The following is a 15703-nucleotide window of genomic DNA, read 5'->3' on the forward strand; positions in this document are numbered from 1 at the left end:
CGGCCCGGCCGCCGGCCGCACGCCTACAGCTCGGGTTGATGGGTAGGGGATGTGCGCCTACAGGCACGGCAACCGTCACATGGCATGCGTAGCCGGGAGCGCTGCCGACTGCGGCCGAGATGGGGTGCCAAAAGACGGCCAGCGGCGAGGGAGGGGTCGCTTCCTGCTCAGGGTCGGCCGTCTGTCAGCACCGAGTGGGGCTGGGCGCCGTACCCCCGCCGTCACGGATGACGGGTGCGTGAGGCGAACACACCACCGGAACTGGGCGGGTGGGGAGCAGCTGCTGCCGCGATGTGGCCACGGCCGGTGTGGTCGCTCCGCGTCGGAACCCGTCTCGCTGTGGCTGATGCGCATGTCGTTCAGTCGTCTTCCGGCAGCTCTTCGGCACCGCACCGCAGCGGAGTGCAGCAACCACGGCGGCTCCAGCCCCAAGCCGCTCCATGGCCTCGGGTAGCCTCTGCCCACCCGGGATCCGGGCTAGGTGAAACGGAGGCCGGCTGTGTCGGTACGCGGGAACTTCGCCAGGCTCTTCAAGCGAACGACCGAGACTTCTGACGGTGAGCTGTTTGCCGTGGAGCGACCTTGCGAGTGCTCGCCAGAGTGGCCCGGCCTGGAGGCGACAGCGAACGGGCACATGCTTCTGGCTCAGCCCTCCAGCCACTACAGCGTTCTGACGAACCCGGAAATCGGTCCGTTCATCGCGCGGTGCACAGGCTGTCGGGCGCGCTATCCGCACCCTTGGGTGGTTCCGCAGGGCGCACCGATGCCCTTCGACTGGGCTCGCGACTGAGTAGGTTCCGGGCTGTGTGAGGGCAACCGGGGGCGACAACGTGACAAGCGGAGAGCGCCGACCAGCTCATCCCGCCCGGGGATCGGGCGACCCGTCCCATGGGCCGTATGGGGCCGCACAGGGTACGGTTCTGCGCGACCACCGGGGGACACGGGGGTGACATCCATGACTGACATCGACACCCACGGACACGGACGGTCATCAGCGGCCGATCTTGGACGTCACCGCAGGTCAGTGAGGTATCTCACCAGCGGCCATGAGACTGATACGGAAATGGGATGATGTCGATATGAAGGGACGCGTTCTTGTCGTCGACGACGACACCGCACTGGCCGAGATGCTCGGCATCGTGCTGCGGGGTGAAGGGTTCGAGCCGTCGTTCGTCGCGGACGGTGACAAGGCGCTTGCCGCATTCCGGGAGGCCAAGCCTGACCTGGTGCTGCTCGACCTGATGCTGCCCGGGAGGGACGGCATCGAGGTGTGCCGCCTGATCAGGGCCGAGTCGGGTGTGCCGATCGTCATGCTCACCGCGAAGAGCGACACGGTCGACGTGGTCGTGGGTCTGGAGTCCGGGGCCGACGACTACATCGTCAAGCCGTTCAAGCCGAAGGAGCTCGTGGCCCGTATTCGGGCGCGGCTGCGGAGGTCCGAGGAGCCGGCGCCCGAGCAGCTCACCATCGGTGACCTGGTCATCGACGTGGCAGGGCACTCCGTGAAGCGGGACGGGCAGTCCATCGCCCTGACGCCGCTGGAGTTCGACCTGCTCGTCGCGCTGGCGCGCAAGCCGTGGCAGGTGTTCACGCGTGAGGTGCTCCTGGAGCAGGTCTGGGGCTACCGGCACGCGGCCGACACCCGGCTGGTGAACGTGCACGTACAGCGGCTGCGCTCGAAGGTCGAGAAGGACCCCGAGCGGCCGGAGATCGTGGTGACCGTCCGTGGCGTCGGTTACAAGGCGGGGCCGAGCTGACATGAGTACAGGCAGTGCTGCTCCGAGGCCCGGGGACCCGGGAGTCCGTACGGGGCGGGCTGCCGGACCGGGGCGGGGGGGCTCGCGTTCCGGCCGTCCGCCGCGCGGTGGACGGCTGTTCCGGGACGGGACCCCCGGTGGGCCGGTCCTCCGGCTCTTCGCGCGCTGGGTGCGCCGGCCGTTGCTGCCCGCTGTGCGGCTGTGGCGGCGCAACATCCAGCTGCGGATCGTCGCCGGCACCCTGCTGATGTCGCTCGGTGTCGTGCTGCTCCTCGGCCTGGTCGTGATCGGCCAGGTCCGCAACGGCCTGCTCGACGCCAAGGAGAGGGCCGCCCAGAGTCAGGCCGCCGGCGGGTTCTCCGCCGCCCAGGACCGGGCGGCGACGACGGCCTCGGCACCCGGTCAGCAGGACGGGGCGCGGGCCGGTGCCTCCGTGAACTGGCGTTCCACGCTGGTCGAGCAGCTCGCCAGTGGTGGTCAGAGCGCCTTCAACGTGGTCGCGCTCTCCCTCGACACCGGTGATGCCGCGAGCCGCGGCGCCCGTGCGTCCGGCGAGGTCGACCCGACCACGAGCATCCCCGCCGAACTACGGCACCAGGTGGCGCAGGGCACGGACACCTTGCAGAAGTTCACCCGCATCCACTACACCAGCGGCAAACAGTCCGAGGCCGGTCTGGTGATCGGCAAGCGACTGAACGACGCCGAGGGCACCCAGTACGAGCTGTACTACCTCTTCCCGCTGACCCAGGAGGAGGACTCACTCACCCTGGTCAAGGGCACCCTCGCGACCGCCGGGCTGTTCGTCATGGTGCTGCTCGGCGCCATCGCCTGGCTCATGGTGCGCCAGGTCGTCACACCGGTACGGATGGCCGCCGGGATCGCCGAGCGGCTCTCGGCCGGCCGCCTCCAGGAACGGATGAAGGTCACCGGCGAGGACGACATCGCCCGGCTCGGCGAGGCCTTCAACAAGATGGCCCAGAACCTCCAGCTCAAGATCCAGCAGCTGGAGGAGCTGTCGCGGATGCAGCGCCGGTTCGTCTCGGACGTCTCGCACGAGCTGCGTACCCCGCTCACCACGGTCCGGATGGCCGCCGACGTCATCCATGAGGCCCGGGTCGACTTCGACCCCATCACCGCCCGCTCCGCGGAACTCCTCGGCGATCAGCTGGACCGCTTCGAGTCGCTGCTCTCCGACCTTCTGGAGATCAGCCGCTTCGACGCGGGAGCGGCGGCCCTGGAGGCCGAGCCGATAGACCTGCGGCAGGTCGTGCGCCGGGTCATCGGCGGCGCCGAACCCCTCGCCGAACGCAAGGGCACCCGGATCGTGGTCGTCGGCGACAAGCAGCCCGTGGTGGCCGAGGCGGACGCCCGCCGGGTCGAGCGGGTGCTGCGCAACCTCGTCGTCAACGCCGTCGAGCACGGCGAGGGCCGTGACGTGGTGGTGAAGCTGGCGGCCGCCGGCGGGGCCGTCGCCGTCGCCGTGCGCGACTACGGCGTCGGACTCAAGCCGGGCGAGGCGACCCGGGTCTTCAACCGCTTCTGGCGCGCCGACCCCGCCCGCGCGCGGACCACCGGCGGCACCGGCCTCGGCCTGTCGATCGCGGTGGAGGACGCCCGGCTGCACGGCGGCTGGCTCCAGGCCTGGGGAGAGCCCGGCGGAGGTTCGCAGTTCCGGCTCACGCTGCCGCGGACCGCGGACGAGCCGCTGCGGGGCTCCCCGATACCCCTGGAGCCCGAGGACTCGCGGCGCAACCGCGAGCAGGCGGCCGCCGGCCGGGCCCAGGACAACGCCCGCCTGGCGGCGGTGCCGGCGCAGCCCGTCGGCGACCGGCAGCAGCTGCCCGTACCGCCGAGGCTGCCCGCGCCGTCGCGGGCGACCGTCGACCCGACGGCCCTGCCCGGCAGCGGTGCCAGGGTCGTGGCGCGTGCGTCGGCGGAGAACGACGGCGGTGGGGCGGTTTCGGCCACGGCCGACGCGGAGCGGGAGGACGGGACACGTGGGCGCTGACTCCTCCAAGGGGTACGCGGGGCGGGGCTTCCGAAGGGGGCACGTGATGGGGGGCTTCCCAGGCTTCCGTGTGGGGCACGCCGATCCGGGGCTTCGGCCCGGGCGGGTCCGGGGCACGCGCGCGGTGGTGCTCGCCGCGTGCGGCGGGCTCCTGGTGACCGGCTGCGCGACCATGCCCGACAGCGGCGACGTCCAGCCGGTCAAGGGGGCCAACCAGGGCGACTCGCAGGTGCGGGTCTACGCCGTGGCGCCCCGGGAGAACGCCGACCCGAACGAGATCGTCGACGGCTTCCTCGAAGCCATGACCAGTGACGACCCCGGCTTCGCCACCGCCCGCAAGTACCTGACGGACCAGGCCGAGCGGACCTGGAAGCCGGAGCAGAGCATCACCGTGCTCACCACCGCGCCCAACCGCGACCTGGCCGACCGCAACGCCGACCCCGACGACCGGGGCCGCGCCTACCCGATCTCCGGCCGCAAGATCGCGCGCGTGGACGCCCGGCACGCGTACGAGCCGATCAGCCCCGCCGCGTACCTCCAGTCGATCCACGTCGTGCAGCAGCCCTCGGCCAACGGCAAGGGCAAGGAGTGGCGCATCGACAGCCTGCCGCCGGGCCTGGTGCTCGGCGAGGCCGATTTCCTGCGCAACTACCGGTCGGTCAACAAGTACTACTTCGCCTCCGGGGAGAACTGGGTCGTCGCCGACCCTGTCTACATCCGGCAGCGCCAGGACCCCGTCACCCGGATGGACCCGGTGACGCAGACGGTCAGGGCGCTCCTCGAAGGACCCACGAACTGGCTGAAGCCGGCCGTCGACTCCAGCTTCCCCTCCGGTGCGGAGCTGCGGAAGGGCGTCACCACGCTCACCCCCGACGACCAGTCCACGCTCAAGGTGCCGCTGAACGCCAAGGCGGACCTGGTGGGCGGCGAACGGTGCCGGCGGATGGCGGCGCAGATGCTGTTCACGCTGCGCGACCTGACCTCCGTCAACGCCGAGCAGGTGGAGCTCCAGGGTTCGAAGGGCCAGGCGCTGTGCCGTCTCGGCCAGGGGCAGGCGGCCGACGAGTTCGCGCCCGTGCGGAACACGGGCCGGGACGAGAACCCGTACTTCGTCGACGAGGACCACAAGCTGAAGATGCTCGTCGTCGGGGGCAAGGAGGCCGGCGAGCCCGCCGAGGTGCCCGGCCCGCTCGGCAAGGGCACCACGCGGCTCAAGTCGGTCGCCGTCGACCGGGGCGAGACCCGCGCGGCCGGGGTCGGGGAGACGGGTCGCGAGCTGTTCGTCTCCTCCATCACCACCGAGGAGGAGGCGGCGCCGGCGATCCTGCGCAGCAAGGCCGTCAAGCCCACCGACCGGCTGTCCGCGCCCAGCTGGGACGGCCGGGGCAACCTGTGGATCGCCGACCGCGACCCCGCCGCCCCCCAGCTGTGGATGGTGCCCGACGGCACCGGCGACCCCGTCAAGGTGCATACGCCGTGGCTGGCGGACGACGTGCGGATCGAGTCCCTGCGGGTCTCCGCCGACGGGGTCCGGATCGCGCTCGTGGTCACCCGGGGCGGGGACACGACCCTGCAGATCGGCCGGGTCCAGCGGCAGACGTCGGGCGACGAGGCGGTCGTCTCCGTGCGCGACCTCCAGCCCGCCGCGCCCCGGATGGAGTCGGTCACGGCCGTCTCCTGGGCCGGGCCGAGCCGGCTCGTCGTCGTCGGCAAGGAGGCCGGCGGCGTCCAGCAGATCCGCTACCTCCAGACGGACGGCTCGACCTCGGCGACCTCGGTGCTTCCCGGCCTGAACGGGGTGACCTCGGTGGCCGCGCCGCACATGGGCTCCGTGCCGCTGGTCGCCGACTCCGGCAACGACGGCATCGTGCGGCTCGCGCCGGGCACGAACTGGCAGCCCGTGGTCAAGACCGGGACCTCGCCCGTCTATCCGGGGTAGCGACGGAGACCCGCGTGAGGCCTCGGCCCGGTGTACGCGCGCGCCTTCGTGGCGGTGTACGCGCGCTTCCGCCGCGGTGACCGGGCGGGCCCTTCGTGGTGGGTGCGCAGCGGGTACCTGACGTACTCCGGGGGCGCCAGCGGGGGTTTTCCACAGGGGTGGCCGAGGCGCTCGGGAAGGCGCACAGTGGAGCCATGCGGGGGTGGTGGCGCGAGATCGCCGGGCTGGTGCTGCCGGTCGCCTGCGGAGGCTGCGGCAGGCCGCGCATCGAGCTGTGCCCGTCGTGCGAGGCCGCGTTGACCGGGGCGGGGGAGGGGCCGCGCAGGGTGCGGCCGTCGCCCGAGCCGGCCGGGCTGCCCGTCGTGCATGCCGTCGCGCCGTACGCCGGTGCCGTACGCGAACTGCTCATCGCCCACAAGGAACGCGGGGCGCTCACCCTCGCCCGGCCTCTGGGCGGCGCCCTTGCCGCCGCCGTGGAGGCCGCTGCCGGGGGCGTCGAGGGCCCCGGGGCGCGGCCGCTGCTCCTTGTACCGGTGCCCTCCTCGCGGCGCTCCGTACGGGCGCGTGGCCACGATCCGACGCGGCGGATCGCGCTGGCCGCGGCGGCCCGGCTGCGGGGCTCGGGCCGGCCGGCGCGGGTCGTGCCGGTGCTGCGGCAGCGGCGGTACGTGGCGGACCAGGCGGGTCTCGGTGCGCGCGGGCGGCTCGCGAACCTCTCCGGCGCGCTGGAGGTCGTGCCCGGCGGCGGGCGGCTGCTCCGGGCGGGAAAGGTGGTCCTCGTCGACGATCTGATGACCACGGGCGCCTCACTGGCGGAGGCGGCGCGCGTCCTCGGAGGCGTACACGTTCCGTTCATTCCTGGAATACCGCACGGCTTACCGGGTGGTTCGGCGCAGCGCGGATTCGAACAGCGGGAAGCGGCTGTGATCGCATCCTCTCCCGCCTCGTTCGAATTAAACCGGAACTCGCCAGGAACTTGGATCGTTGCAGGTGGTGAGAGGTGAAAGCACCCGTACGGAGGTATGTCGCGGTAGCGGGTGCCGACACCCGTCCGAAGGGGCTATGTTCGGTTGTGAGGAATGGCGAACGCCATCGCCTCGCCGAATACATGGTTGCGCCTACAGGACAGGAGTTCAGGGCGAATTAACCTCTTGTCGATGGGGTGGGGATCTTGTCGACTGGGGAGGAGGAGGTGAAAGTCGCCAAGTCCGAGCTCCGGTAACCACCGGAGTCTGGTGCAAAGGGAGATGCCCGGCGGCCGAGAGAGCCGATCAGGGCGATCCGGGAACGGAGTTCTGCGTGGACATCGTCGTCAAGGGCCGCAAGACCGAGGTGCCCGAGCGGTTCCGCAAGCACGTGGCCGAGAAGCTGAAGCTGGAGAAGATCCAGAAGCTCGACGGCAAGGTGATCAGCCTCGACGTCGAGGTGTCCAAGGAACACAACCCGCGGCAGGCCGACAGGTCCGACCGCGTGGAGATCACCCTCCACTCCCGAGGCCCGGTGATCCGGGCGGAAGCCGCGGCGGCGGACCCGTACGCGGCGCTCGACCTCGCCAGCGACAAGCTCGAGGCACGACTGCGCAAGCAGCACGACAAGCGGTACACCCGCCGTGGGAACGGCAGGCTTTCGGCGGCGGAGGTCGGGGACGTGGTGCCCGGCGCCGCCAAGCTCAACGGAGACGGCCAGCTCGTCGCCGACGAGACCGACAAGGTGCCCACCACGATGATGGGCTCGATCGAAGTCCAGGGCGAAGGCCCGCTGGTGGTCCGCGAGAAGACCCACCGGGCCGCACCGATGACGCTCGACCAGGCTCTCTACGAGATGGAGCTGGTCGGACACGACTTCTACCTCTTCGTCGACTCCGACACGAAGCAGCCGAGTGTCGTCTACCGCCGACACGCCTATGACTACGGCGTCATCCACGTGGAGAGCGACCCGCTCGCCGAGGGTGGCGGCGCCGGTGGTGCGCTCGGCGGCTGACCGCCGTCCCGCGCCCCCCACACCTCAATTGCCCCTCACGGTGCCCCTGGAGTGCTCTTCCCGCTCCCAGGGGCACCACCGTGCGCCCCGCGGTTCACCCCGTTGCCGCCGGAGCATGAAAGCATGGCGTGCACGCCAACCGGTGCTCCCTGAGTAGCGGTTGGAGGACCGGAAACGAATTCAGGCCACGGCCTTCAGGGGGAGGAACGATGGCGGACAGCTTCGGGCCGGTGCTCAGCGGGCGCGAGCACGGTAGTGCGGTTCCGGAGGGATCGGATTCGGACAGCGGCGCATTCCGCAGGGAACCGATCCGGGTCCTCGTCGTGGACGACCATGCCCTCTTCCGCCGCGGACTCGAGATCGTCCTCGCGCAGGAGGAGGACATCCAGGTCGTCGGCGAGGCCGGTGACGGGGCGGAGGCCGTCGACAAGGCGGCCGATCTGCTGCCGGACATCGTCCTGATGGACGTACGGATGCCCCGGCGCGGCGGCATCGAGGCGTGCACCTCCATCAAGGAGGTGGCCCCCAGCGCGAAGATCATCATGCTGACGATCAGCGACGAGGAGGCCGACCTCTACGACGCGATCAAGGCCGGGGCCACCGGTTACCTCCTCAAGGAGATCTCCACCGACGAGGTCGCGACGGCGATCCGCGCGGTCGCCGACGGACAGTCGCAGATCAGCCCCTCGATGGCGTCGAAGCTCCTCACCGAGTTCAAGTCGATGATCCAGCGCACCGACGAGCGCAGGCTCGTGCCCGCGCCCCGGCTGACCGACCGCGAGCTGGAGGTCCTCAAGCTCGTCGCGACCGGGATGAACAACCGGGACATCGCCAAGGAGTTGTTCATCTCGGAGAACACGGTGAAGAACCACGTCCGGAACATCCTGGAGAAGCTGCAGCTGCACTCCCGGATGGAGGCCGTGGTCTACGCGATGCGGGAGAAGATCCTGGAGATCCGCTGAGACCCGGCGCTACGCCAGGCCGCTGAGGCCCGGCGCTACGCCAGAGCCGCCACCAGGTCCTTGGTCAGCCCCGGGGCGTCCACCCGCTCCACCCGCACCGCGTCGCAGCCGACCCATTCGGCCGCCTCGCGCAGCGCCCGCGCCACCGCCGGCACGGCCTTCGGGCCGTCGAGCGTCACCTGGCGGGCGACGAGCGTCCCGCCGTCCCGTGCGGGGTCCACCCGGCCGACCAGACGGCCACCGGCGAGGACCGGCATCGCGAAGTAGCCGTGGATCCGCTTCTGCTTCGGCACGTACGCCTCCAGGCGGTGCGTGAAGCCGAAGATCCGCTCCGTGCGGGCCCGCTCCCAGATCAGCGAGTCGAACGGCGACAGCAGGGTCGTACGGTGCCGGCCGCGCGGCTCCGAGGCCAGCGCCGCCGGGTCCGCCCACGCCGGCTTCCCCCAGCCCGCCACCGTGACCGGCACGAGGCCCGCCGCCTCGACCACCGCGTCGAACTGCTCCCCCTTGAGCCGGTGGTAGTCGGCGATGTCCGCGCGCGTGCCCACGCCCAGCGCCTCGCCCGCCTGCCGGACGAGCCGCCGCACGCACTCGGTGTCGTCCAGGTCGTCGTGGAGCAGAGTCTGCGGGATCGCCCGCTCCGCCAGGTCGTACACCCGCTTCCAGCCGCGCCGCTCGACCACGACCACCTCGCCGTACATCAGCGCCCGCTCGACGGCGATCTTGGCGTCCGACCAGTCCCACCACTCGCCCTTGTTCTTCGCGCCGCCCAGCTCCGTCGCGGTCTGCGGGCCCTCGGTCCGCAGCTGGTCGATCACCTTGTCGTACGCCCCGGCCGACAGGTCGTGGTGCCAGTGCGGGCGGTCGCGGTAGGCGCGGCGGCGGAACGCGAAGTGCGGCCACTCCTCGACGGGCAGCACGCAGGCGGCGTGCGACCAGTACTCGAAGGCGTGAGAGCCGGTCCAGTAGGCGCCCTCGACCGTCTTGCGGCCCACGGCGCCCAGGCGCGCGTACGGGATGAGCTCGTGTGAGCGGGCCAGTACGGAGATCGTGTCGAGCTGGACCTGACCGAGGGCGCGCAGCACCCCGCGGACCCCGGACCTGCGGTCGGGCGCGCCCAGGAAGCCCTGGGCTCGCAGCGCGATCCGGCGGGCATCGTCGGCGGACAGTTCGGCGGCGGGGCGCGGCACAGTCGTCATGGAACGCACCCTAGGGCTCGGCTCTGACAGTCACGGCTGGGGGTTCAGGGCCTGGAGCTCAGGCGTGGAGTTCAGGCCTGGAGTTCAGGCTTGGGCGGGCTGGTCGCGGGCCGGGAGGTACGGAAGCGGGCTCGGCAGGCCGAAGTCCGAGGGGAGCAGGGAGCCGACCCAGCAGTCGCGCAGCGTGCCCTTGTTGACGAGGCCGGCGCGCTGGACGCCCTCCACGGTGAAGCCGACACGCTCGGCCACCGCGCGGGACCCGGTGTTGCCGAGCTCCGCGCGCCAGAGGAGACGGGTGCAGCCAAGCCCCGTGAACGCCCAGTGGGCCAGGGCCCGGACGGTCTCCGCCATGTAGCCCTGGCCCCGATGCTCCTGGCGCGTCCAGAAGCCGACCTCCCAGACCCCGGAGCCGCGGCTGGTCAGCGAGCTCGCCGCGAGCAGCGGGCCGCCGGCCACCGGCTCGACGGCGAAGGTGTAGTCCGAGTCCTCGCGCCAGCCGTCGGGCACCAGCCGGTTCAGGAAGAAGTCGGCGTCCTGCCGGGTGTACGGGTCGGGGACGACGGTCCAGCGCCGGATGTCCGGGTCCTGGCAGATTGCGTACACCGTGTCGAGGTCCGCGGGGACGAAGTTCCGCAGCCGCAGTCGGTCGGTGGTGAGGGTGATCGGCTCCATGTCTGGATTCTGGTGAGCGGCCGGACCGGAAGCGAACACTTTTCGGGTGGGGCGGCACCTTCCGCCCACCTCGTGCGTTCTCTTTGCGGGCGGACGTACGGCTCCGGCACTGTGGGCCTCCCTTCGCGAGGGCGGTCTCGCTTACGATGGCCGTTGCGGTGGGGACCACCTGCCGTGCCCGCGCTCGCGTCCATGACAAGACCCAGTGCCAGGCCCGACCGGCAAGGAGACCAGCCTCAGTGTCCGTCTTCAACAAGCTCATGCGTGCAGGCGAAGGAAAGATCCTGCGCAAACTGCACCGCATCGCGGACCAGGTCAACTCCATCGAAGAGGACTTCGTCAACCTCTCCGACGCCGAGTTGCGGGCGCTCACCGATGAGTACAAGCAGCGGTACGCCGACGGTGAGAGCCTCGACGACCTGATGCCCGAAGCCTTCGCGACGGTGCGTGAGGCCGCCAAGCGTGTCCTCGGTCAGCGCCACTACGACGTCCAGCTGATGGGTGGTGCCGCGCTCCACCTCGGCTATGTCGCCGAGATGAAGACCGGTGAGGGCAAGACCCTCGTCGGTACCCTCCCGGCGTACCTCAACGCGCTCTCCGGCAAGGGCGTGCACCTGATCACGGTCAACGACTACCTGGCCGAGCGTGACTCCGAGCTCATGGGCCGGGTGCACCGCTTCCTGGGTCTGACCATCGGCTGCATCCTCGCCAACATGACGCCGGCCCAGCGCCGTGAGCAGTACAACTGCGACATCACGTACGGCACGAACAACGAGTTCGGCTTCGACTACCTCCGCGACAACATGGCGTGGTCCAAGGACGAGCTCGTCCAGCGCGGCCACAACTTCGCCTGTGTCGACGAGGTCGACTCCATCCTCGTCGACGAGGCCCGTACGCCGCTGATCATCTCCGGCCCGGCCGACCAGGCGACGAAGTGGTACGGCGACTTCGCCAAGCTCGTCACCCGCCTCTCCAAGGGCGAGCCCGGCAACCAGCTCAAGGGCATCGAGGAGACCGGCGACTACGAGGTCGACGAGAAGAAGCGCACCGTCGCCATCCACGAGGCCGGTGTCGCCAAGGTCGAGGACTGGCTCGGCATCGACAACCTCTACGAGTCGGTGAACACCCCGCTCGTGGGCTACTTGAACAACGCCATCAAGGCGAAGGAACTGTTCAAGAAGGACAAGGACTACGTCGTCATGGACGGCGAAGTCATGATCGTCGACGAGCACACCGGCCGTATCCTCGCCGGCCGCCGCTACAACGAGGGCATGCACCAGGCGATCGAGGCGAAGGAAGGGGTGGCGATCAAGGACGAGAACCAGACCCTCGCCACGATCACCCTGCAGAACTTCTTCCTCCTGTACGACAAGCTCTCCGGCATGACCGGTACGGCCATGACCGAGGCCGCCGAGTTCCACCAGATCTACAAGCTGGGCGTCGTCCCGATCCCGACGAACAGGCCGATGATCCGCAAGGACCAGTCCGACCTGATCTACCGGACCGAGGTCGCCAAGTTCGCCGCCGTCGTCGACGACATCGCGGAGAAGCACGAGAAGGGTCAGCCGATCCTCGTCGGCACGACCTCCGTCGAGAAGTCCGAGTACCTCTCGCAGCAGCTCTCCAAGCGCGGTGTGCAGCACGAGGTCCTCAACGCCAAGCACCACGACCGCGAGGCCAGCATCGTCGCCCAGGCCGGCCGCCGCGGCGCCGTCACCGTCGCCACGAACATGGCCGGTCGCGGTACGGACATCAAGCTCGGCGGCAACCCGGACGACCTCGCCGAGGCCGAGCTGCGCCAGGCGGGTCTCGACCCGGTCGACCACGTCGAGGAGTGGGCCGCTGCCCTCCCCGCCGCCCTGGAGCGCGCCGCGAAGGCCGTGAAGGCGGAGTTCGAGGAGGTCAAGGACCTCGGCGGGCTGTACGTGCTCGGTACCGAGCGCCACGAGTCCCGTCGTATCGACAACCAGCTGCGCGGTCGTTCCGGCCGTCAGGGCGACCCCGGCGAGTCCCGCTTCTACCTGTCGCTCGGCGACGATCTGATGCGTCTGTTCAAGGCGCAGATGGTCGAGCGCGTGATGGCCATGGCCAACGTGCCGGACGACGTGCCGATCGAGAACAAGATGGTGACCCGGGCGATCGCCTCCGCCCAGTCGCAGGTCGAGACCCAGAACTTCGAGACGCGTAAGAACGTCCTGAAGTACGACGACGTCCTCAACCGGCAGCGTCAGGTCATCTACGGCGAGCGCCGCCGCGTCCTGGAGGGCGAGGACCTGCACGAGCAGATCCAGCACTTCATGGACGACACGATCGACGACTACATCCGCCAGGAGACCGCCGAGGGCTTCGCGGAGGAGTGGGACCTCGACCGTCTGTGGAACGCCTTCAAGCAGCTCTACCCGGTGAAGGTCACCGTGGAGGAGCTGGAGGACGCGGCGGGGGACCGGGCGGGCATCACCGCCGAGTTCATCGCCGAGTCCATCAAGGACGACATCCACGAGCAGTACGAGTCGCGGGAGAAGCAGCTCGGCTCGGAGATCATGCGTGAGCTGGAGCGCCGCGTGGTCCTGTCCGTCCTGGACCGCAAGTGGCGCGAGCACCTCTACGAGATGGACTACCTCCAGGAGGGCATCGGCCTGCGCGCCATGGCGCAGAAGGACCCGCTGGTCGAGTACCAGCGCGAGGGCTTCGACATGTTCACCGCCATGATGGAGGGCATCAAGGAGGAGTCCGTCGGCTACCTGTTCAACCTGGAGGTCCAGGTCGAGCAGCAGGTCGAGGAGGTCCCGGTGCAGGCGACCGGTCCGTCGCTCGACAAGCAGGACGCCGTGCCGGCCGGCGCCGGGCGGCCGGAGATCCGCGCCAAGGGGCTCGACGCCCCGCAGCGGCCGGACCGGCTGCACTTCTCCGCGCCGACGGTGGACGGTGACGGAGGTGTCGTCGAGGGCGACTTCGCCTCGGACGACATCGACGCCGGTGACGGGATGACGCGGGCGGAGCGCCGCAAGGCGCAGAAGAACGCGGGTGGCGGCGGGCGTCGTCGCAAGAAGTGACGTCGCGTCGCCGAGACGGTGTCGCGGACGCGGTGTCGCGGACGCGGTGTCGTTGACGCGGCGTCGGTGAGACGGTGCCGCCGATGCGGTGAGTTCTTCTGGAGGGGTCGGTTGCCCGGTGGGCGGCCGGCCCCTTCGTCATGCGGGGTGGGGGGCCGTGCCCAGACCGTCGAGTTCCACCGCCGCGCAGCGCCAGCGCTGGTCCTCGCCCCGTTCGAGGCGGAACGCCATGGCCCGTACGCGGGCGCCGGTGGCGATCGTCGCGAAGGCCTCCACCGCGGTCCGGTCGTCGTCCACCTGGACCGAGCAGCGGCGCAGGACGGGGCGGGGGCCGAGTGAGCGCAGGGGCGTCTCGGGGGCGATCCGGACGAGCTGCTCGTACGCCTCGCCGACGGTGTGGCCGAGCATCCAGTGGACCGGGCGTTCGCCGCTGAGGACGGCGAGGAGGCGTTCGGCGAAGACGGTGTGCGGGGGCAGGGCGCGGGGGCGGCTCGTGCGGGGGTGGGTGCCCGCCGGGCCGCGGGGGCGGGTGCCCGCGGGGCCGCCGGGGGCCCTGCGGGGGCGCGGGGTGCCGGTCGGGGTGAGGGTGGTGGTCGTCATGATGGGCCTGCCCCTGTCGTCGCGTCACCGAGTGATACCAGTCAGTAACTTTCCGTTGAGGATCTTGTACGGGTGGGCTCGGAGGGGCCGCAAGGAGTCCGCCGCCGCTCGACGGGTCGAAAACGGAATCACCTATCCGGGTGACGTGGAAGAAAATCGGCTCCCGGGGGTCCTGAGGAGGGCCTCCCGGAGTGGACGTACGCCTCCTCCGGCCGGCCACCCCGAAGGGGGACTCCGCACGTATCCTGAGGGCCTCTCCGTCTACGAAAGCGGCCAGCCATGCGCGTGTACGTCCCCCTGACCCTCCCCGGTCTCGCACAGGCGCACCAGGCGGGCGAGCTGGGACCCGGCCCGCTGACCGCCTACGCCGTCACTCCCGCCCTGCGCGAGTGGTACGTCTCCGACGACATCGAGGAGCTGGAGTACGCGGCGCTCAACCGGGCCGCGACCGCCTCCCTGCGCCTGCTCGCCGGCGACCCCGAGGCGCCCCGGCGCCGGATCGTCGTCGCCGTCGACGTCGCCGACAAGGACGCCGCCACGGACCCGAACGGGGCGCTCACCGTGAGCTCCATCGGCGAGGTCCGGATCGCCGGGCCCGTCCGGCTCGCCAAGGCGGCGGCCGTGCACGCGGACGCGGACGACGCGGAGGCGGACGTGACGGCGGCGGCGGACGCGCTGGGCGCGGCGGACCAGGGGGACGACGACGCGCAGTTCGTCGTCGACGGGGCCGAGGACCACGAGCTGCTCTGGTTCGGGGTGCAGGAGATTCCCGGGCTGCTGGGCTGACGCCCTCAGGTCCCGGGTCTTGGCCGCCTGTCGGTGGGGCCCGGTACCGTCTCCCCATGGGGAAGCACGACGGCTTGCGCGGCAAGCATCTGGTCTGGGACTGGAACGGCACACTGCTCGACGACATCAGTGCGGTCATCGGGGCGACCAACGCGGCATTCGCCGAGCTGGGGCTCGAACCGATCACTCTTGAGCGGTACCGGGAGCTCTACACGGTGCCCGTGCCCAAGTTCTACGAGCGGCTCATGGGGCGGTTGCCCACCGACGCCGAGTGGTCCGTCATGGACGGTGCCTTCCATCGGCACTACTGGCAGCGGGCCGAGGGGTGTGGGCTGACCATCGGGGCCGCGGAGCTGCTCGCGGCGCGGCAGGAGTCCGGGTTCACGCAGTCGCTGCTGTCGCTCGCGCCGCACGCGGAGTTGATCCCGCTGGTGCAGCGGCACGGGATCGCGGAGCGGTTCGTGCGGATGGACGGGCGGGTCGACGCGTCCACGGACGGGAAGTCCGGGCACATGGTGCGGCACCTGGCCGCGCTGGAAGGGGTGCTTCCCGAGCGGGTCGTCGTCATCGGTGACGCCGCCGATGACGCGATCGCGGCGCAGCATGTGGGGGCTCGGGCGGTGCTGTACACCGGGGGGTCGCACAGTCGGGCGTCGCTCTCGCGGGTCGGGGTGCCGGTGGTCGACACCCTGGAGGAGGCGGTGGCCGTCGCGGAGGAGCTGGTGTAGCCGTTCGCGGCTGCGTCCG

Annotated in this window: 12 protein-coding genes; 9 read left to right on the forward strand and 3 right to left on the reverse strand. The window is 70.8% G+C overall.

Annotated elements, in window-relative coordinates:
* Positions 1–1079: 1079 nt before the first annotated feature.
* The 6 genes from mtrA to N5875_RS23955 all read left to right on the forward strand — a co-directional run bounded on the left by mtrA (position 1080) and on the right by N5875_RS23955 (position 8646).
* A complete protein-coding gene (gene mtrA, locus N5875_RS23930) occupies positions 1080–1757 on the forward strand; it encodes a two-component system response regulator MtrA (RefSeq protein WP_010356958.1) in 678 nt (225 codons plus the stop codon).
* A 1-nt stretch (position 1758) separates the two neighbouring features.
* Positions 1759–3765 carry an MtrAB system histidine kinase MtrB gene (mtrB, locus tag N5875_RS23935; RefSeq protein ID WP_318210089.1) on the forward strand — a complete coding sequence of 669 codons (2007 nt, stop codon included), beginning with the start codon at positions 1759–1761 and terminating at the stop codon, positions 3763–3765.
* A gap of 172 nt (positions 3766–3937) precedes the next feature.
* A complete protein-coding gene (locus tag N5875_RS23940; RefSeq protein ID WP_338499246.1) occupies positions 3938–5704 on the forward strand; it encodes an LpqB family beta-propeller domain-containing protein in 1767 nt (588 codons plus the stop codon).
* Positions 5705–5898: 194 nt separating this feature from the next.
* Complete coding sequence (locus N5875_RS23945) at positions 5899–6708, forward strand: ComF family protein (RefSeq protein WP_338495862.1); 810 nt, start codon at positions 5899–5901, stop codon at positions 6706–6708.
* 295 nt (positions 6709–7003) lie between these two features.
* Positions 7004–7684 carry a ribosome-associated translation inhibitor RaiA gene (gene raiA / locus N5875_RS23950; protein WP_318210087.1) on the forward strand — a complete coding sequence of 227 codons (681 nt, stop codon included), beginning with the start codon at positions 7004–7006 and terminating at the stop codon, positions 7682–7684.
* A 209-nt stretch (positions 7685–7893) separates the two neighbouring features.
* Complete coding sequence (locus tag N5875_RS23955; RefSeq protein ID WP_318210086.1) at positions 7894–8646, forward strand: response regulator transcription factor; 753 nt, start codon at positions 7894–7896, stop codon at positions 8644–8646.
* A 35-nt stretch (positions 8647–8681) separates the two neighbouring features.
* Here the strand turns inward: N5875_RS23955 and N5875_RS23960 are convergent, their stop codons facing one another.
* Both N5875_RS23960 and N5875_RS23965 read right to left on the reverse strand, forming a co-directional pair.
* On the reverse strand, positions 8682–9845 hold the full coding sequence (locus tag N5875_RS23960) for a crosslink repair DNA glycosylase YcaQ family protein (RefSeq protein WP_338495865.1): 1164 nt from the start codon (positions 9843–9845) through the stop codon (positions 8682–8684).
* A gap of 84 nt (positions 9846–9929) precedes the next feature.
* The gene (locus N5875_RS23965; protein WP_338495868.1) at positions 9930–10517 is read right to left on the reverse strand and encodes a GNAT family N-acetyltransferase; all 588 of its coding nucleotides are present in this window, start codon (positions 10515–10517) and stop codon (positions 9930–9932) included.
* A gap of 239 nt (positions 10518–10756) precedes the next feature.
* On the opposite strand from N5875_RS23965, the gene secA reads away from it, so the two are divergent.
* On the forward strand, positions 10757–13570 hold the full coding sequence (gene secA, locus N5875_RS23970; protein ID WP_318210083.1) for a preprotein translocase subunit SecA: 2814 nt from the start codon (positions 10757–10759) through the stop codon (positions 13568–13570).
* Between the two features lie 138 nt (positions 13571–13708).
* Here secA and N5875_RS23975 read toward each other — a convergent pair whose 3' ends face one another.
* Positions 13709–14170 carry an Rv3235 family protein gene (locus tag N5875_RS23975; protein WP_338495870.1) on the reverse strand — a complete coding sequence of 154 codons (462 nt, stop codon included), beginning with the start codon at positions 14168–14170 and terminating at the stop codon, positions 13709–13711.
* Between the two features lie 279 nt (positions 14171–14449).
* On the opposite strand from N5875_RS23975, the gene N5875_RS23980 reads away from it, so the two are divergent.
* Together N5875_RS23980 and N5875_RS23985 are read left to right on the forward strand one after the other, a co-directional pair.
* Complete coding sequence (locus tag N5875_RS23980) at positions 14450–14956, forward strand: hypothetical protein (RefSeq protein ID WP_318210081.1); 507 nt, start codon at positions 14450–14452, stop codon at positions 14954–14956.
* Between the two features lie 56 nt (positions 14957–15012).
* Positions 15013–15684: an HAD family hydrolase gene (locus tag N5875_RS23985; RefSeq protein ID WP_338495872.1), complete on the forward strand. Its 672-nt coding sequence runs from the start codon at positions 15013–15015 to the stop codon at positions 15682–15684.
* The last annotated feature ends 19 nt before the right edge of the window (positions 15685–15703 follow it).

The sequence above is a fragment of the Streptomyces sp. SJL17-4 genome, assembly GCF_036826855.1.
Lineage (GTDB): Bacteria > Actinomycetota > Actinomycetes > Streptomycetales > Streptomycetaceae > Streptomyces.